The organism is Variovorax sp. 350MFTsu5.1 (assembly GCF_048302515.1).
In the GTDB taxonomy this organism is placed as follows: domain Bacteria; phylum Pseudomonadota; class Gammaproteobacteria; order Burkholderiales; family Burkholderiaceae_C; genus Variovorax; species Variovorax guangxiensis.
In genome coordinates this window covers 5,545,174-5,562,208 of sequence record NZ_CP157620.1, presented here as the reverse complement: position 1 = coordinate 5,562,208, position 17,035 = coordinate 5,545,174, and the positions used below count along the sequence as shown (strand labels likewise).

General features: G+C 66.6%; 13 protein-coding genes. 4 read left to right on the top strand and 9 right to left on the bottom strand.

Annotated elements, in window-relative coordinates; genetic code table 11:
• Positions 1 to 30 precede the first annotated feature (30 nt).
• Together ABL843_RS25300 and ABL843_RS25295 are read left to right on the top strand one after the other, a co-directional pair.
• The gene (locus tag ABL843_RS25300; protein WP_184642271.1) at positions 31 to 765 is read left to right on the top strand and encodes an amino acid ABC transporter ATP-binding protein; all 735 of its coding nucleotides are present in this window, start codon (positions 31 to 33) and stop codon (positions 763 to 765) included.
• 55 nt (positions 766 to 820) lie between these two features.
• Complete coding sequence (locus ABL843_RS25295; RefSeq protein ID WP_369660945.1) at positions 821 to 1,663, top strand: ABC transporter substrate-binding protein; 843 nt, start codon at positions 821 to 823, stop codon at positions 1,661 to 1,663.
• Between the two features lie 8 nt (positions 1,664 to 1,671).
• Here the strand turns inward: ABL843_RS25295 and ABL843_RS25290 are convergent, their stop codons facing one another.
• The 4 genes from ABL843_RS25290 to ABL843_RS25275 are packed head-to-tail and all read right to left on the bottom strand — an operon-like array spanning position 1,672 to position 6,647.
• A complete protein-coding gene (locus ABL843_RS25290; protein WP_418117732.1) occupies positions 1,672 to 4,062 on the bottom strand; it encodes an LPS-assembly protein LptD in 2,391 nt (796 codons plus the stop codon).
• A gap of 37 nt (positions 4,063 to 4,099) precedes the next feature.
• Positions 4,100 to 4,789: a response regulator gene (locus ABL843_RS25285; RefSeq protein WP_418117731.1), complete on the bottom strand. Its 690-nt coding sequence runs from the start codon at positions 4,787 to 4,789 to the stop codon at positions 4,100 to 4,102.
• A 4-nt stretch (positions 4,790 to 4,793) separates the two neighbouring features.
• On the bottom strand, positions 4,794 to 5,531 hold the full coding sequence (locus ABL843_RS25280; RefSeq protein ID WP_418117730.1) for a nuclease-related domain-containing protein: 738 nt from the start codon (positions 5,529 to 5,531) through the stop codon (positions 4,794 to 4,796).
• An 18-nt stretch (positions 5,532 to 5,549) separates the two neighbouring features.
• On the bottom strand, positions 5,550 to 6,647 hold the full coding sequence (locus ABL843_RS25275; protein WP_418117729.1) for a hypothetical protein: 1,098 nt from the start codon (positions 6,645 to 6,647) through the stop codon (positions 5,550 to 5,552).
• Positions 6,648 to 6,869: 222 nt separating this feature from the next.
• On the opposite strand from ABL843_RS25275, the gene ABL843_RS25270 reads away from it, so the two are divergent.
• Together ABL843_RS25270 and pilQ are read left to right on the top strand one after the other, a co-directional pair.
• Positions 6,870 to 8,030, top strand: a complete 1,161-nt coding sequence (locus tag ABL843_RS25270; protein ID WP_418117727.1) for a porin — start codon at positions 6,870 to 6,872, stop codon at positions 8,028 to 8,030.
• A gap of 157 nt (positions 8,031 to 8,187) precedes the next feature.
• Positions 8,188 to 10,311, top strand: coding sequence for a type IV pilus secretin PilQ (gene pilQ, locus ABL843_RS25265; RefSeq protein WP_418117726.1), 2,124 nt, complete (start codon positions 8,188 to 8,190; stop codon positions 10,309 to 10,311).
• Between the two features lie 106 nt (positions 10,312 to 10,417).
• Here the strand turns inward: pilQ and ABL843_RS25260 are convergent, their stop codons facing one another.
• From ABL843_RS25260 to ABL843_RS25240, 5 genes are all read right to left on the bottom strand, one after another.
• Entirely contained in the window at positions 10,418 to 10,744 is a 327-nt protein-coding gene (locus ABL843_RS25260; protein ID WP_369660950.1) for a hypothetical protein, read from the bottom strand.
• A gap of 78 nt (positions 10,745 to 10,822) precedes the next feature.
• Complete coding sequence (locus ABL843_RS25255; RefSeq protein WP_418117724.1) at positions 10,823 to 11,089, bottom strand: hypothetical protein; 267 nt, start codon at positions 11,087 to 11,089, stop codon at positions 10,823 to 10,825.
• Positions 11,090 to 11,185: 96 nt separating this feature from the next.
• Positions 11,186 to 15,226, bottom strand: a complete 4,041-nt coding sequence (locus ABL843_RS25250) for a pilus assembly protein (protein WP_418117723.1) — start codon at positions 15,224 to 15,226, stop codon at positions 11,186 to 11,188.
• The gene (locus ABL843_RS25245; protein ID WP_418117722.1) at positions 15,223 to 15,846 is read right to left on the bottom strand and encodes a pilus assembly PilX family protein; all 624 of its coding nucleotides are present in this window, start codon (positions 15,844 to 15,846) and stop codon (positions 15,223 to 15,225) included. The genes ABL843_RS25250 and ABL843_RS25245 overlap by 4 nt, the downstream gene beginning before the upstream one ends.
• Complete coding sequence (locus ABL843_RS25240; RefSeq protein ID WP_418117720.1) at positions 15,840 to 17,033, bottom strand: PilW family protein; 1,194 nt, start codon at positions 17,031 to 17,033, stop codon at positions 15,840 to 15,842. Before ABL843_RS25240 ends, ABL843_RS25245 begins: the two co-directional genes overlap by 7 nt.
• Positions 17,034 to 17,035 lie beyond the last annotated feature (2 nt).

The following is a 17,035-nucleotide window of genomic DNA, read 5'->3' as shown; positions in this document are numbered from 1 at the left end:
CCCCACACATCGCCCGCCAGGGACGACACCATGATCCTGTTCTCGAACATCAACAAGTGGTACGGCGACTACCAGGCGCTGGCCGACATCAACGCCGAGGTTAAGAAGGGCGAGGTGGTGGTGGTCTGCGGCCCTTCGGGCTCGGGCAAGTCCACGCTGATCCGCACCGTGAACCGGCTGGAGGAAGTGAAGTCGGGGCAACTGCTCTTCGATGGCCACGACATCCACGCGCCCATGGGCGGCGCGGCGCTGAACAAGCTGCGCAGCCGCATCGGCTTCGTGTTCCAGAGCTTCAACCTGTTTCCGCACCTGTCGGTGATGGAGAACATCATGCTGTCGCCGATGCGCGTGCTGGGTGTGAAGCGCGCCGACGCGAAGGCCAAGGCCGGGCAGCTGCTGGAGCGCGTGGGTCTGTCGAACAAGGCGGGTGCATACCCGGCACAGCTCTCCGGCGGCCAGCAGCAGCGTGTGGCCATTGCCCGCGCGCTGGCGATGGAGCCGCCGGCCATGCTGTTCGACGAACCCACCAGCGCGCTCGACCCCGAGATGGTGGGCGAGGTGCTGTCGGTGATGCGCGCGCTGGCCCACGACGGCATGACCATGATGTGCGTCACCCACGAGATGAACTTCGCCCGCGAGGTGGCCGACCGTGTCTGGTTCATGGACGCGGGGCGCATCCTCGAGAAAGCCGACCCCGCCACCTTCTTCGGCAGCCCGCAGCATCCGCGCGCGCAGCGCTTCCTGTCGGACCTGCGCGCGCACTGAGCCGCACCGATTTCCCCTTGCTTTCTCGCCTCGAATCCCACACAAGGAGTTCCTCATGTCGAACCAGACCGTCTTTCGTCTCTGCGCCGTCGGTGCATGTCTTGGCGCGGCCTCGCTGCTCGCGCACGCCGACCAATGGAGCGACATCAGCCAGCGCAAGGAACTCAGGTGCGGCACCTTCGCCGACGTTCCGCCCTTCGCCGCGCCCGACCCCAAGACGCGCGAGATGGTGGGCCACGACGTCGACCTGTGCAACGCGCTGGCCAAGGAACTGGGCCTCACCGCCAAGGTCACGCCGCTGTCGGTGGAAGCGCGCGTGCCCGAAGTGAAGCTCGGCCGCGTCGACGTGACCATCGCGAACCTGGCCTACACCAGGAGCCGCGGCGAGCAGATCCAGTTCAGCGACCCGTACTACGTGGCCAAGGAGATGCTGGCCGTGAAGGCCTCCGACCCCGGCACCACCAAGGCCGACTTCAAGGGCAAGCGCCTTAGCTCGACCAAGGGTTCCACCTCCGAGCTGTCGATCAAGATGAACGGCTCCGAGCCGGTCACCTTCCAGGACACCGGCTCGGCCTTCATGGCGGTGCAGCAGAACAAGTCGGTGGGCATGGTCGCCAACACCATGACCATCACCAAGCTGGTCAACCAGTCGAAGACCGGCGGCGTGGCGCTGAAGATGATCAGCGAGCCGATGGTGCTGCAACCCGTGGGCATCGGCATGAAGAAGGACGAGCCCGTGCTGCTGTCGAAGGTGAACGCGGCTCTCTATGCGCTGGAGAAGTCGGGCGAACTCGACCGCCTCTGGGCCAAGTGGCTGGGCCCGAACACCGAATACAAGATGGTGCGCGAAGAAAAAGTCACGCCGCTGGCCGAGCTCAAGTTCGAGATGCTGCCCTGAGCTGAGCCTCAATCGTAGTTGGTGAAGCGGCTTGGTTCCTGCGTTTGGGTGTTCAGCGGCTGATAGCCCTGGATGTTCTGCAGCAGCGTGCTCGTCGGGTTCGAGCCGATGTTGCCGAAGCCGTTGAACTGGATCTGGAACATCAGCCGCGTATCGGGCGTCGTGCGGCCCGACACCAGCCGCTCGAGCACCACGCGGCCGACCCAGCAGCAGGCGTTGTACTCGGCGCCGATCAGGCTGTCGGACATCGCGCGGTCGTGCAGGCTGTAGCTTAGCCGGCCCACCGCGTACCAGCGGCCCGGGTCGCCGGGTTTTCTTTCGCCGAAGAGCCCCCTGGTCAGCTCGCTCAGCGGCCACTGCCAGTTGAAGTCCACCGTCTTCGTGCCGTCGTTCGCGGTGGTGGTGCTGTCGGCCTGGTAGCGGAAGGCCGCGGTGAGCGTGTGATACGGCGCGGGCGTGTAGCGCAGGGTGAGCGCGTCGCGCGTGCTCTTGCCGGTGTCCATGTTGTACTGGGCCAGGCCGTCGATGCTCCACTTGGGGTTCCAGTGCACCTGCCCGCCGAGGATGAAGTCGCCCGAGCGGTCGGTCACTGCGGTGCCGCCCGGCAGCGTGACGTTCTGGTCGCTGAAGCGCAAGCGCTGCGCGATGCCGAAGCGCGCCGACTCGGCGCCGGTGGTGGGGTCGATCAGCCGCGTGGTCACGCCCGTGGTCAGCGTGTTGGTGTCGGAGATGCGGTCGTTGCCCGAGAACGCGTTCTCCGTGTAGAGGGTGGCGAAGCTGATGTCGTTGGCGGCCGTGTCGTACACCGGCAGCTGGCTCTGGTCGCGGTAGGGCGTGCGCACGTAGAAAGCTCGCGGTTCCAGCGTCTGGCGCCATGCGCGGCCGAAGAGATTGGTGTCGCGCTCGAACACCAGGCCGCTGTCGAGGCTCACGGTGGGCACCACGCTGCTGATGGAGGTCGCACCGCTGGCCAGCGCCGAGTCGAGCTGGTAGGAGGCCGTGTGCAGCAGCAGCTTCGGAATGACGTAGCCGCCCGGCGTGATCCACGGCCGGCTGATCTGCAGGTTGCCCACCATGCGCTCGCCATTGGGCTGCTTGATGCCGTTGAGCGTGGGCGAGTAGGCCGAATCGACCTCGAAACGCGAGTAGTCCAGCGTGCCCGACACGTCGAAGCCGTGCCAGTCGTACTTGTTATAGTTGGCCGTGATCTGCGGCACGCGGTTGTACGAGGGCGTGATCGGCGAGGCCGCGTATTGCAGCGTCTGGTAGGAGAGCGTGCGCGCCTGGCCACTCCAGTCGCCCTTGCTCCAGTTGAGGTCCACCTCGTTGGTGAGCGTGCGCGAGGTCAGCGTGGGCGAGTGCGTGAAGTCGCGCCAGTAGTCGTCGTCGCTCACGCGGTTGATGTTGAACGAGGTGCTCAGCGAATCCAGCCCGAAGGGCTTGGGGTCGAACTGCTGGCTGTGCCTGGCCCACAGGCCCCAGCGGTTGCGGTCGCGCAGGCTGTCGCTGGGCATCTCGTCGATGCGGATCTGGCCGCTGTAGGTCTTCTCCAGGTAGCGGAACTCGGTGCCCAAGTTCACACCCCGGTTGCTCATGAGTTCCGGGTACAGCGTGAGGTCGCGGTTCGGCGCGATGTTCCAGTAGTAGGGCTGCAGGTACTCGAAGCCGTTGGTGGTGTCGAAGCCGATCACCGGTGGCAGCAGGCCGCTCTGGCGCGCGTTGCTCAGCGGGAAGCTCACCGACGGTATGGGCGGGGTGGTGATGCCGAGGAAGGTGATCTGCGCGTCGGTGGCGGTCGCGAGGTTGGTCTCGGAGTCGGTGGTCATCGTGACCGCCGTGAGCATCCACGCGGGCATCCAGCCCGGGTAGTTCTCGCGCAGGCAGGTGGTGTAGGTGACGTGCCGCGCCACAGACACCTTCGGATCGACGAAGTCGATGCGCTCGGCCTCACCGTGCGCGCCGTTGGCCAGCAGCGTGTAGCGCACATGGTCGAAGAAGCCTTCGAAGCTCTCGACCTTCAGGTGCAGCTCGGGGCCTTCGTACACGTTGCCGGCCTGGTTCAGGTGCACGTTGCCGGTGGCCGTGGCGAGGTCGCCCGGCGGCTGGTATTCGAGCCGGTCGGCGGTGATGCGCGTGTCGCCGCGCCGCAGCGTGGCATTGCTTTCCACCGTCACTTCGAGGTCGGGCCGGCCGCCGAGCCTGTCGCCATCGACGATGCTGGGGCGCAGACCGCGCTCGGCCGGCGGAATGGTCTCTGCCAGCTCGGGCGTTCGGTGCAGCGTGAGCGGCGCCTCGGTCCATGTGTTTTCCTGTGCCGTGGCCGCCTGCGCGCGCAGCATGAGCAGCGAAAGCAGCACCATCGGCGGCAGCGGAAACAAGCCGCGCCAGCGTAGTTTCATGTGAAGAGAAGAGTGTGCGAGAGAGGCCGGTATCCGCTCAGGCGTCCTGCCTGGCCTGCGATTCCCATGCGAAGCCGACGCCGTAGACCGAGCGGATCCAGTCGTGCGCGGCCGAGACGGTGGCCAGCTTCTTCCTGAGGTTCTTGATGTGCGTGTCGACCACGCGCTCGTTGACGTCCAGCGCTTCCGGGAAGGCGGCCTCCAGCAGCTTGGAGCGCGTCAGCACCTTGCCCGGCTCCTTCGAGAGCGCGCGCAGCAGCAGCGATTCGCGGCGCGTCAGCGGCAGGTAGTGCCCGTCGAGGATCGCGCAGCCGCGTACCGCGCCGAAAGTGATCGGCATGCCCGGGCGCGCGACGCGCTGGCGCTGCGCGTAGCGGCGCAGCACCGTGCCGATGCGTACCGCCACCTCGCGCGGCGAGAAGGGCTTGCACACGTAGTCGTCGGCGCCGAGCTCGAAGCCGCGCAGCCGGTCGGCCTCCTGCGCGAGCGCGGTCAGCATGATGATCGGGTGGTCGCTGCGTGCGCGGATCTTCTCCAGTATCTGCAGGCCGCTGACGCGCGGCAGTTCCACGTCGAGCAGGGTGAGCGCGGGCGGCGAGGTCAGGATGCGGTGCAGCGCGACCGCGCCGTCCTCGATGTGCTCGGTCTCGTGCCCCGCGCGGCGCAGTTCGTCGAGCAGCACCGAGGCGGCGTCGTGGCCTTCCTCCACCAGCAGGATGCGGCTCATCGCGTCATTGCAGCTTCAGGGCCCCGGGCTGCGCGGTGCGCTCGCGGCAGTTGCGCATGTGGTCGTCCACCGTGAGCTCGCCCTGCAGGTCGTTCAGCAACTGCAGCGTGCGGTCGATGGCGGCGTTGTCGAGCATGGGGTAGCCTTGCTCGCTGCGGCCGTTGTTGCGCGCCACACGCGCGATGTAGGGAAGGTCTTGCGGCGTGATGACGACGGTGGGCATCACGCCTTCGAGCTCCACGCCGTCGAAGGGCAGCATCACGAAGTACTGCACGCGCAGGTCGGAAGGCATCAGGCTGCGCAGGTGCGTGGTCTTGCGGCCGCACTGCCAGGCCGGGTCCTTCACCTCGCGGGCCAGAGAGTGCCCGTGCTGGCGCAGGAACCAGCGCGGCACCGTTTGCGTGGAAGTCTTGCGATACACCACCGCGTTGCGCCAGCCCTTCACCTCGAACAGGTACACGCCGGCCTCGCAAACCAGCGCGACGTCGAAGCGGGCCGTGGGAACGGCGCTGCCTTCGTACATGGGGATGACGAGGTCGCGCAGCACGTGCATGCGTCCGAACGCAGGCTGGAACGCGGCGGCGAGCTGCTGGATGGCCAGCGTGGTGGCGGCGCTGGTCGCGGGTTCGCTGTCGGGGGAGCAGGCGCGGCGCGCGAGCGCGGCGGGGTCCGGCTTCTTGTGTCCGTGGCCGGCCAGTGTCAGCACGGGGCGGGCCGGAACTTTGTGCAGGGCTGTGGTCATTCGGTGCTCCTTCGGAACTCAAGGATTGCGCAACTTTCGGGAGACTTTGTGCAGAAACGGCAATTGCTCGCTCTGTCCTGTGCGCTCGGCTTGTGCGGAGCGCGGGTCGGCGATGGTGTCGATGGATGCACCGCTTCCGATGCTTCCCATGAGAACGACCCATGCGAGCGCGAGCTCGCCATTGGCCGCGGCCAGCACATGCAGGTCGAGCAGCAGGCCCTGGAAGTCCTCCATGAGCTGCACTTCTGAAATCTCTCCGCGGTCGCGCCGCCGCTTCGACACCTCGAAGCCCGCGCGCGCATTCACCACGCGCGCATAGGCGGTGTTTGCGATGTCGCTCTGCATCTGCAGGCGGCGCAGCGCCTCGGTGACCTGCTCGCGCGCCTGCGCGACCGCGCGTGCATAGAGCGGCTTGCCGGGCACTTCGATGTCCTGCGCTTCGTCGGTTGCCGCCGCATCGATGGTGCCCGCGGGCATCGCCGCCGGGTCGGCGTCGTAGAGCGCGGCAGCCAGGTTGATGTCGTTCCTGTTGGTGAGAACCGTCATCGGCAGCTCGCGCGGCACCTCGGCCGCGAAGCGGGGAAGCGATTTGTCCTGCAATGCATCGGCGAGCATCTCGCCGAGCGCCGCTTCGCTCATGTGGCACTGTTTCGCGAGGTAGGCGATGTAGCTCGCGCGCTGTGCCTGCAGCTTCTCGATGGTGGCCTGCGCGCCCGACTGGCGCTGCGCGAGCTGTTTCGCAAAGTCGTCGTACGGCAGCTTCGCGCCCTTGATCAGCACCGTCTGTCGCGCGATGGCCGCGCGCGTGTTCTCCAGGTAGCTCGACTCCAGCGTCTTCACCTTGAGCGCGATGTAGGTCGCGGCGATGCCGGCTTCGGCATTGCCGTCGCGCGACGCGGCAATCAACCTGTCCAGCGCGGGGTCTTCGAAGGCGGACCACCAGGAGCGTGTGTCCGCCTGTGCGCGTGGCGCAGTGGGTGCTCCTTGCGCGGCATGGCCGGCGAGCATGTGCGCGGCAAGCTGCTGCGAAGTGCGATGGACCATCGCGATGCTCGTGCTGGCGCAGGCGATGGCGAGTGCGCCGCACACGGCCGCCAGCAGGGTTCGTGAACGCATCACCTTCGGGTCTCCAGCTTCGTCATGCACGGATCTTTTCAGGCGATCTGGGAGAAATTTGAAGGGCGGTGTAACGCTCACGCGAAGAGGTCTGATGTGCGCGAACAACACTCCGCGCGCAGGAAAACCAAACCACCAAATTCCTCCCGAATTGGACGAAACGATGCGTACAGCCGGTCGATACCGAGCGGCCGCAACAGACCTGAAACTGGAGAACCCTGAATGAAGAAAACCCTCACGGCATTCGCTGCCCTGGCCGTCTGCGGCCTGGCTTGTGCCCAATCGTCCGTCACGTTGTTCGGCGTCGTGGACGCCGGCCTGACCTACCAGTCGACGACCTCGCGCGACACCACCACCGGCGCGTCGGTCAAGCAAAGCAAGACCAGCCTGGGCAACTCGGGCTACAACTCCAGCCGCATCGGCTTCCGCGGCACCGAAGACCTCGGCGGCGGGTTGGCCGCGAGCTTCTGGCTCGAAGCGCCCATCACCAACGACGACGGCGCCACCGGCATCTCCACCTTCTCGCGCCGCTCCACCGTGAGCCTGTCGGGTGGCTTCGGCGAGCTGCGCCTGGGCCGCGACTACACGCCCACCTTCTGGAACGACACCGTCTTCGACCCGTTCGGCACCAACGGCTCGGGCACCAACGTCATCAGCACCGTCAGCGGCAACACCACCCTCAACAACGCCAACTACGTGCGCGCCAGCAACTCGATCGGCTACTTCCTGCCGCCGAACCTGGGCGGCTTCTACGGCCAGTTCCAGTACGCGCTGCACGAGAACGCCAGCACGGACGCCACCAGCACCACGGCCGCCTCGAGCAGCAGCGCGGGCCGCTACGTGGGTGGCCGCTTCGGCTACGCCAACGGCCCGCTGGACGTCGCCCTGGGCGTGGGCCGCAGCACCGTCGTGGACACGACCGCGCTGCAGCGCAGCGTGCAGACCATCAACCTGGGCGCCTCGTACGACTTCGGTCCCGTGAAGCTGTTCGGGGAGCTGTCGAACGTGAAGAACAAGTTCGACTACGCGGCAGTGGCCGACGCGCACGACAGCTACAACGGCTACCTGATCGGCGCGACGGTGCCGGTGGGCGCGGGCCTGATCCGCGTGGCGTACTCGCAGGTGCGCTACAACGAAGGCGCGGCCGGCATCACGGGCGAGGACCCGCTGGCGCGCAAGTTCGCGATCGGCTACGTGCACAACCTGTCCAAGCGCACGGCGCTGTATGCGACGGTGGCGCGCGTGAACAACCGCAACGACGTGAACTACACGGGCAGCCTGGTGTCGGCCAGCACCACCGGCTACGGCAGCACGGGCACCAGCTACACCGGCCTGCCGCGTTCCTCCACCGGCTACGACTTCGGCATCCGCCACGCGTTCTGATCGCGTGAGGATGTGACGGGGCAGCGCGGCCGCCGCAGAGGCGCCGCGCTGCCCGTTCCGGCCGCGCGCAACGGCTTGCGCGGTCTCCGGAACACGCTGCACTCGGGAGGGAAGCTCAGGGCAGCGAGGAGAAGGTGCCGCATTTCAAGGCAGTCAAATGAACAAACAGATATTCGCGATCGCGCGCTGGTTGCGCGCGTCCGTGTTCCTGCTCGTCGCGTTCGGGTCGCTCACGGCGGCGCAGGCGCAGAACAGGATCGAGTCGGTCACGGGCTCCTTGCAGGCAGGCAGCGAAGTGCTGCGTGTCGATTTCTCCGAGCCGCTGGCCGCAGCGCCCAACGGCTTCGCCATCCAGTCGCCCGCGCGCATCGCGCTCGATTTTCCGGGCATGCGCAGCAGCCTGGGCCGCGAGGCCATCGAGATGAACCAGGGCAACCTGCGTTCCGTGAACGTGGTGCAGGCGGGTGAACGCACGCGCCTCGTGCTCAACCTGAAAGAGGCCACCGCCTACAAGACCGAGGTGCGCGGCAAGTCGCTGCTGGTGTCGCTGCAATCCGCGGCGGGCCCGGCTCTGGTGGCCGCCACGCCCTTCGAATTCGCGGAGAACCGCAACCGCGACGTGCTGCCGCTGCGCGACGTCGACTTCCGCCTGGGCACCGAAGGCGCGGGCCGCGTGATCGTGAGCCTGCCCAACGACCAGGTCGGCGTGGACATCCGCCAGCAGGGCAAGAACCTCCTCGTCGAATTCACCAAGTCGCAGCTGCCCGAGGGCCTGAACCGCAAGCTCGACGTGGCCGACTTCGGCACGCCCGTGCAGACGGTGAGCATGCAGCAGGCCGGTGACCGCGTGCGCATGCTGATCGAGCCGCGCGGCGACTGGGACCACAGCGCCTACCAGAGCAACAGCCAGTTCGTGGTGGAGGTGCGCCCGCGCAAGGTCGATCCGACCAAGCTGACGCAGGGCGTGGGCTACAACGGCGAGAAGCTGTCGCTGAATTTCCAGAACATCGAGATCCGCTCGCTGCTGCAGGTGATCGCGGACTTCACCAGCTTCAACATCGTCACCTCCGACTCGGTCACTGGCTCGCTCACGCTGCGGCTGAAGGACGTGCCGTGGGACCAGGCGCTGGACATCATCCTGGAGGCGAAGAACCTCGGCATGCGCAAGAACGGCAGCGTGCTGCGCATCGCGCCTGAGGACGAGCTCAACGCCAAGGACAAGATAAAGGCCGAGGCCCAGGCCACCTTGCAGGGGCTCGAGCAACTGCGCACGCAGTCGTTCCAGCTCAACTATGCGAAGGCGGCCACGGTGGCGCAGGGGCTCTCCGGCACCGGCACGAGCGCCGGCGGAGGCAGCGGCAGCTCGGGCGGCGCGACGCGCATATTGAGTTCACGCGGCAGCGTGCTGGCCGAGGTGCGCACCAACCAGCTCTTCGTGACCGACATTCCCTCGCGTCTTTCGCAGGTGGCCGAACTCATCCAGAAGCTGGACGTGCCGATACGGCAGGTGCTGATCGAGGCGCGCTTCGTCGAGGCGACCGACACCTTCAGCAAGTCCCTGGGCGCGAAGCTGGGCGGCGGTTTCGTCAACGCGAACTCGTCGGTGGGCGTGACGCCTTCCGTGAGTTCAAGTACCACGGGCGGCGTGACCACCACCACGAGCACCAACACCTATTCGAGCACCAGCTTCGTCAACCTGCCAGCGACCAGCACGACGGGCGACGCGGTCGGCACCTTCGCGCTGTCGCTCTTCAACTCGGGCCTGACGAAGATGCTCAACCTCGAGATCTCGGCGCTGGAAGCGGACGGCAAGGGCAAGGTGGTGTCGAGCCCGCGCGTGGTGACGGCCGACCAGACCAAGGCACTGATCGAGCAGGGTACCGAGCTGCCCTACCAGGTCGCGACGTCGAGTGGCGCGACCTCCATCGCCTTCCGCAAGGCCAACCTCAAGCTGGAAGTGACGCCGCAGATCACGCCCGAGGGCAACATCATCCTGGCGCTGGACGTCAACAAGGACACCGTGGGCCAGTCGACCACCGCGGGCTATGCCATCAACACCAAGCACATCCAGACCGAAGTGCTGGTGGAGAACGGCGGCACCGTCGTCATCGGCGGCGTCTTCGAGCTGACCGACACCAACTCGGAATCGCGCGTGCCGGTGCTGGGCGAACTTCCGATGGTCGGCGCGCTGTTCCGAACCCGCAGCCGGGTCAACAACAAGACCGAGATGCTGATCTTCATCAGCCCGAAGATGATTTCGGATCGGAACGCGGCGCGGTGAGCCGGGTCGGCCCGGTCCATGTACCTGACCATGTGGGAGCCTTGCGCGGCTTCTTCAGGCGGCCCGCGATCGAACGGGAAGCGCCCGGCTCATCGGCTGCCGTCGGCTAGCCGTGGACGGCCAGGCGCAGGATCTGGCGCAGCCCTTCGATGATCAGGGACAGCAGGGCGCCAGCGAGCCCGCTCCAGAAAAGCCATCGCTCCTTCCGCCCGGAGACACCGAGCGATGCGACCAGCACGCCGAGGAAGATGAAGAAAAGGCCGGCCAGATGGGAGTCGGGCGGCAGCAGCGTGAGGGTCCAGTTGCCCTTTCCCGGTCTATAGGTGTAGTAGCCGGAGAGCAGTATCCAGATGCCATTGGCTGCAAGGCCCAAGGGTATCAGTGGGCCCAGGTATCGGACAACGAACTTCCCGCGGCTTGCAGCAGGCTTCATGGTTGTATGGTATCTGCCGCGTCGTGCCCGGCGTCTCGCACAAGGGCCGGGTCTGGGGCGCGAAGAAGAGTCAGGACATCAGCGGCAGGTCTTCGCGATGGTTCTTCGGTGTCCATCCGATATCTGGGTGCCGGCAGGCGCTTCGGCTTCCTCCTGCTCCACCCAATGCGTTCCCGCGCCGTAAGTCCTGTTGCCTGCATCCACGGCCGCCTGGAACGCGGCGCGTACCGCAGGCGTGCCGGGCTCCCACAGCCAATGCCCTTCGACGATGTATCCGCCCAAGCCCGCGCGCGGCAGCCGCCAGCGCAGGCGGATCCACGGGCGCGAGGCTGAGGGAGTGCACATGCCGACGAGTCTGCGCGGCGATGTGGGAGATATCTTGAGGGCTCGCCTCCTGGGCAGGAGGCGGATCGATCCCGAGCAGGCCGGCAACGGCCCTTTCTACTTGCCGTCGGTCAGCCGGCGCCAGGAGATGCGTCGCGTGCTGCTCGAAGAGGAGGTCGGGATGGTGGTTGTCGTCACCGCGCCGGTGGAGTCCTTGGTGGTGGCGACGGTCTTGCCGCTGGTGGTGATGGCGAGCGCGGCCGAGCTCGACAGGCCCGCGCTCGACAGCAGCACCCCCGCATTCTCGGCGCCCGACACCGTCAGGCCGGTGGCGTAGTTGACGTAGTTGATGTAGCTGGAGCCGCCGGTGCTGCAGGCGCCCGAGGTGCTGGGCGTGTTGGAGACGTAGACCAGCGTGCCGGAGGAGAGCACCGGGTCTTCGTCGACGCGTTCGCCCGATTCGGGCATGTCGACGAACCAGCCGTACATGGTGCTGAAATTGGTGGAGTAGCTCACTGAACTGGAGGCTGTTCGTACGCCGGAGGTGTCGGTGAGCGTCAGCCTGATGAAGCAGTTGGCCACGGTGCTCGAGCTGCACGCGTTGCTGCGCGGGTTGCTGTAGATGGCGGTGGTGCTGGAGCTGCCGTTCAGCGTGTCCTTGATGGCGTACATCGACTGCACCTGCGATGTGGTGATGTCGGTCACGCCCAGGTAGGCGCCGGTGCCGACGAAGACCACGTGCTGGCCGTTCACGAGACCCAGCTCCGGCGCGGTGGTGATGGGCTGGCGGGTGCCCGAGCTGTCCGACAGCGTGGCCAGCAGCTGCACCGTGGCGCTGCCGCTGCTGGCGGCGAGGGCGCTGATGTCGAAGCGCCAGAGGTTGCCGTACAGGTCGCCGCCATAGACCTGTGTGGTGGTGTTGTCGGTGGAGCTGTTGGTCCAGCCGCTGATCTTCGCCAGGCCGCTGGGGCAGGGCACGACGGAACAGCCGGTCACGGTGCTGCCGCTGGCGTTGCTGCCCATGCCGTTGTCGATCTTCTTGATCAGCGCGCCGGTCATGGCGTTCCTGATCCACAGGTGGCCCTTGCCGTCGCCGTCGGAGACGTTGTTGTAGCCGGAGCTGAGGACGACCGCCCAGGTTCCGTCCGACAGCTTGGTGATGATGGGGGCGCCGTAGGTGTAGCCCAGGTCCGTGTCGTACAGATTGGGCGTGAGCGTGCTGCTCGAGCTGAACTCCCACAGCACGGTCGGAGAGCTCGGGTCCGTGACGTCCAGCGCGAAGTACGCGCGGCCGCCGTCGCCCAGGCCGCCGATGATGATGGTGTGCCAGGCGCTGTTGTAGTAGACGTCGGCCTGCGTGATCTGGCCGTCGACGAAGTAGACGTGGTTGGAGGCGTAGTTCTTGTCCGCCAGCTTGTACATGTTGGGCAGCAGTACCGAGGGGATGTACGCCCAGGCCTCGGCGCCCGTGTCGGCATTGAAGGCATGCAGCATGCCGTCGTTGGCGCCCACGTAGACCATGCCCTGGCGCGAGGCGTTGGAAGACTTGAAGCTGGCATAGCCCGTGTCGCTGTAGCTGCGCGAGGGGGCCTTGATGTACACCGGCGTGGAGTTGACGACGTCGCCCAGCACGTGGGTGCGCGAACGGTAGTACCTGGTGTTGGTGGAGCCTTCGTTGCTGCGGTCGCCGCGCAGGTAGTTCACCAGGTTCACCGCGCCCGCGCCGGTGGTGGTGCCGGCGGTGGAGCTGTCGACCTGCGATGCCGTCGCCAGGCAGCTGGTGCCCGAGCTGCACAGCTGCGACAGCGAGCTGATCGACGCGATCTTGAAGTAGCCCTGCATCGTCGTCGTGAGTGAGTCCCAGGCGAAGCTCAGCTTCGTGGCGGTGCTGGCGTCGTAGGTGAAGATGGTGCGAGAGGCGTAGCCGATGTTGTCCAGCAGCGCCGTGGTGGTGAGGCTGCCCGAAGTGCTCGAACAGTCGGAGCCCGCGCCCGATTCGGCCCAGTCCGCGGTGCTGGAGGTGACCCCGGTGCTGGAATTCACCGCATAGCGCGCCAGTTCGCCGAACCACTTGCCCGAGCAATAGGTGGTCGAGAAGGTGTAGCCGGCCGTGGTGGAGGTCAGCACGGCGGCGCTTTGCGTGACTGCCGCGGAGCTGCTGGTCGTGGCGTCCACGGTGTTGAGGAAATTGGTCAGGCTGGTCTTGATGTCGGCCGCGTTGGAAGCGCTGTAGTAGCTGCCCCGGCCGTTGACGGCGGTATGCCACAGGTCGTCGATGGCGGTTTGCGTGTTGCTGACCGGCGTGGGCCAGTTGCAACTGCCGGAGCTCTGCCAGATGCACACACCGGAAGCCTGCGTCGTGCTGCTGGTAGGGGTGCCGTTGGCGATGTCGTAGTAGTCACCGCTCGTGGCGTTCGCATAGTCCGCATCGAACAGCATGTAGCCCGAGGCGCCCAGGCCGATGGTGGAGGTCACCATGTTCTGGCGCTTGTTGGAATAGCTGTTGCTGGAGACATCCGTGCCGCTCGAATTCGTCGCGTTGCTCAGGGAGGACGAGCGCAGGTCGGTGGCGTAGTAGTACTGCGCCGTGTCGGCCAGCGTGTTGGACACCGCATTGCCGTCGAGATAGGGGCGGGACTCGCTGCTGTCCTGGTCGCCGATGGCGGTTGTGCCGTCGACCTTGTAGGGCGTCGCGGTCTCGTTCCAGTAGCCGTCGGTCGACAGCAGTGTGTAGTTGCGCTGGCAGGCGTACTGCATCGGATCGGTGGTCGCGACGCCATTGATGGAGGAGATCTTGGCGGCGAAGTAGCGCCCTGCATTCGACAGCGCCGTGCGAAGCGGAGTGGTGCCGCTGGCCTGGGCCGCCAGCAGCTTGCCGTACCACAGCGACTTCTGCCCGCCGCTGGTGGTGGTGTTGTCGGCGATGTTCAGGAAGTCCGTCGAGCTGCTGACCTTGTTGATGGTCATGTAGCCCACCCGGTAGCTGGAGGTCAGCCCGCTGAAGGCGAGGGTGGTGGCGCTCTTCATCGCCTGCATGCGGGTGTGGTAGTACGCCCACCAGTTGGCGAAGTTGGTCATCTCCTCCGCGTAGGTGCAGGTGGTGCCGTTGGTCGTGCAGTCGGTGCGGGTCGTGGAGCGGGCGCCGGTGCCGGGGTAGGCATAGGTCGACGTGCTGCTGCTGATGGTGGTCTGTATCCAGCTGCCCGGCGTGCCGCCGCTGAAGGCGGTGACGGTGGCCGTCATGCTGCCGGATTGTGTGACCACGGGCGAATAGCCATAGGCATCGGCGCCCTTGGGCGAGGTGATGGTCACCGTGCTGCCGCTGCGGCTGGCGCTGTAGCCTGCAATGCCGCAGTTGCCTGTCTTGCTGCTGGTGCAGTTGTTGATGGCGGTGACGATGTTGGTTGCTACCGTGGTGGACGAGGTGCTGGCCGAGGTCGTGGCCGAGAGAATCTGCACGCCATTGACCGTGATGCCGCCGATGCTTGTGCTGCTCGATCCGCTGACGACGATCGTCGCGGTGGAGCTCATGCCTGCATACCGCGGGTACTTGTAGGTGGCGGGCGCGGAGGTGCTGTCGATGTAGACGGCCTGGCATGTGCTCAGTGCGGACGTGGTGCACCAGCGCAGGTACGCCGGGTAGGCATAGGCGGTGGTGGCCGCGCTCTGCTTGTTGCATGTGCGCAGGTTGGCCGAGGAGCAGTACTCGCCAGGAACGAAGGTGTAGTACGTGGCGGGGGTGCTCGTTCCCGTCAGGTCCGTCGTGCCCGTGGAGATGATGCCGAAGCCGTCGGTGGGTACCTTGGTCCATGCCGAGGTATTGGCCGAGGTCATGCTGGTGTAGCTGGTGCCGGCGTAGTTGACGGGCGGCGTGTAGGTGACCGACGGGTCGTAGTAGATGCCGTTGAAGCGGCTGTTGCGGTAGAGGTATGGATAGCTGCTGGCGCTGTAGTCGTCCGCCCAGTCCGGGAGGTAGGCGGAACTCATGCTCCCGGAGTTGTCCAGGATGAACATGATGTTGGGCTTGACCAGCGTGGCCGAGGATGTTTCCAGCGGGGCCGTGGCAAGGTCGGTGAGGGCGCCGAAGGCGGGAGCCGCGAGGATCAGCGCCAGGACGCCCATGCAGGAGCGCCAGCGGCCGGAGAGGAGCTTGTTCATAGGGCCACCATGGCTTGCGTGAAGGAGACGGTGTTGCGAGGCCCGCTCACCTTGACGGTGATGCGGTAATAGACCTGGCTGCTGGACGATGGGGTGCTGCCGGACTTCTTGCTGCCGCCGGTATTCACGGCCATGGGAGAACTTCCGCAGCCGTTGCTCGACGACGCATCGCCCGCGCTGGCGCACATGCGCTGGATCAGGTAGGACGCGGTGTTGCCCGAGCTGTCCTGGCCCTGCGAGACGGCGGTGTAGCCCGCGCTGACCAATTGGGTCCACAGCTGCGACCACGACTGCGTGCTGCCCGGGTCGGTGCGCGTGGCGGCGTAGCCGTGGCTCGTCTGGTCGCAGGCCAGCACGGAGCTTCCTGTCGAGCAGGTGGTGGCGGTGCTGGAACTTGTCTGTCCGCTGTTGTTCTCCAGCCAGGTCACCGCTGCCTCAATAGCCTGGTCGGCGGAGGTGACGGCCGCCTGCTCGAAGGCCAGGTTGCCCGCGATGCTCGCCGAGCTGGAGGTGGTGCGCATGAGGCCGATCGCGGCAATGCTCATGATCGCCAGCGCGATCAGGGCGATGATCATCACGAAGCCGCGTTGCCCGTGCCGGGGGCGCCGGGTGCTCAGCATGCGACGTCTCCGCTCTGGTAGGTGACCTGGTTGCCGTTCCAGATGATGTCGCGCAGCGGCACCGTGGTCTCGATGGTCTTGTAGCGGTAGTGCTTCCACTCCGAGTTGGCGCTCAGGTCGATCGCCAGGGCGGAAGGCGTCACGGTGGTCAGCGTGCTGGTGGTGCTGGTGTTGGCGCTGCTGCCGGACCAGGTGGGCGCGGTGGTGGTGACCTCGTCCTTGTCGTACTGCTGGCTGCGCGCGACCACCGCGAGCCGCAGGCCGACCACCCGCAGCCAGCCGCAGTAGCTGGACAGGCCCGAGGTGTCGCTCGTGCTGCCGGGCGTGGCCTGGTCGTAGCTGTCGACCACGCCGTCCATCTTCGGCGTGACCAGGTCGCTGGTGTCGCGGCCGTACTGGGCCCGCAGGCTCGCGATGTGGCTGGCGATGGGAACCCAGACGCTGCTGTTGAGCGTGGTGGTGTAGCTGGTGTCTCCGCAGTTGTAGGCCGCGTAGTCGCACACGGTGAGGTTGCCGTTGCGGACCGCATAGGCATGGATGACGGGGGCGGCCCCCAGGTTGTAGACGGCCGCCTCCGCCGCCGTCAGGCCGGCGGTGCCGCTGGAAACGGTCAGCACATAGCTTGCGATGGCGCTCACCTTGCCCAGGGTCAGGGCGCATGAGGTGGAGCTGTCGCGCGTGGTCGCCGCGGCCGTCACCCAGTCGCCCGTGGCGAAGGACGCAGGGGTCGACACGGTGTAGCTGGTCGCGGTGCTGGTACCGGCGAGTGCGTCTCCCTCGGTGGGGCTGGCGGAATTGCCGCTGACGACGAGCAGCGTGTCGGTGCTGGTGTCGCCCGCGGGCACCAGCGAGGTGGCAGGGTTCACCGTGACCGGGGCCAGCGCCGACAGCGTGACGCTCTTGCTGTCGGAGGTCGTGGTGTACGTGAGGCTGCAGCCCAGCAGCGTGTACGCGCTGATGCCCAGTCCGGCCTGGTTCAGTTCGCGTGCCAGCATGTGGGTGACCGTGGCGGCGTTGATCTCGGCGTCGCCGCTGGTGCTGGTCAGCCGCTGCTGCATGCTCGTGGAGTACAGCAGCTGCACGACGATCAGCACCGCGAGCATGCCGACCAGCAGGCCGACCATGAGCTCGATGATGCTGAAGCCGTGCTGCCCGCGAGCGGGGCGTGAAGGGCGCGGGGTGGGCACGG

Coding starts and splice junctions, on each gene's coding strand:
- ABL843_RS25280 (WP_418117730.1), bottom strand. CDS start 5,531: ATGACCACAGCCCTGCACAAAGTTCCGGCCCGCCCCGTGCTGACACTG.
- ABL843_RS25250 (WP_418117723.1), bottom strand. CDS start 15,226: ATGAACAAGCTCCTCTCCGGCCGCTGGCGCTCCTGCATGGGCGTCCTG.
- ABL843_RS25300 (WP_184642271.1), top strand. CDS start 31: ATGATCCTGTTCTCGAACATCAACAAGTGGTACGGCGACTACCAGGCG.
- ABL843_RS25295 (WP_369660945.1), top strand. CDS start 821: ATGTCGAACCAGACCGTCTTTCGTCTCTGCGCCGTCGGTGCATGTCTT.
- ABL843_RS25270 (WP_418117727.1), top strand. CDS start 6,870: ATGAAGAAAACCCTCACGGCATTCGCTGCCCTGGCCGTCTGCGGCCTG.
- ABL843_RS25255 (WP_418117724.1), bottom strand. CDS start 11,089: ATGTGCACTCCCTCAGCCTCGCGCCCGTGGATCCGCCTGCGCTGGCGG.
- ABL843_RS25260 (WP_369660950.1), bottom strand. CDS start 10,744: ATGAAGCCTGCTGCAAGCCGCGGGAAGTTCGTTGTCCGATACCTGGGC.
- ABL843_RS25245 (WP_418117722.1), bottom strand. CDS start 15,846: ATGCTGAGCACCCGGCGCCCCCGGCACGGGCAACGCGGCTTCGTGATG.
- ABL843_RS25275 (WP_418117729.1), bottom strand. CDS start 6,647: ATGCGTTCACGAACCCTGCTGGCGGCCGTGTGCGGCGCACTCGCCATC.
- ABL843_RS25290 (WP_418117732.1), bottom strand. CDS start 4,062: ATGAAACTACGCTGGCGCGGCTTGTTTCCGCTGCCGCCGATGGTGCTG.
- pilQ (WP_418117726.1), top strand. CDS start 8,188: ATGAACAAACAGATATTCGCGATCGCGCGCTGGTTGCGCGCGTCCGTG.
- ABL843_RS25285 (WP_418117731.1), bottom strand. CDS start 4,789: ATGAGCCGCATCCTGCTGGTGGAGGAAGGCCACGACGCCGCCTCGGTG.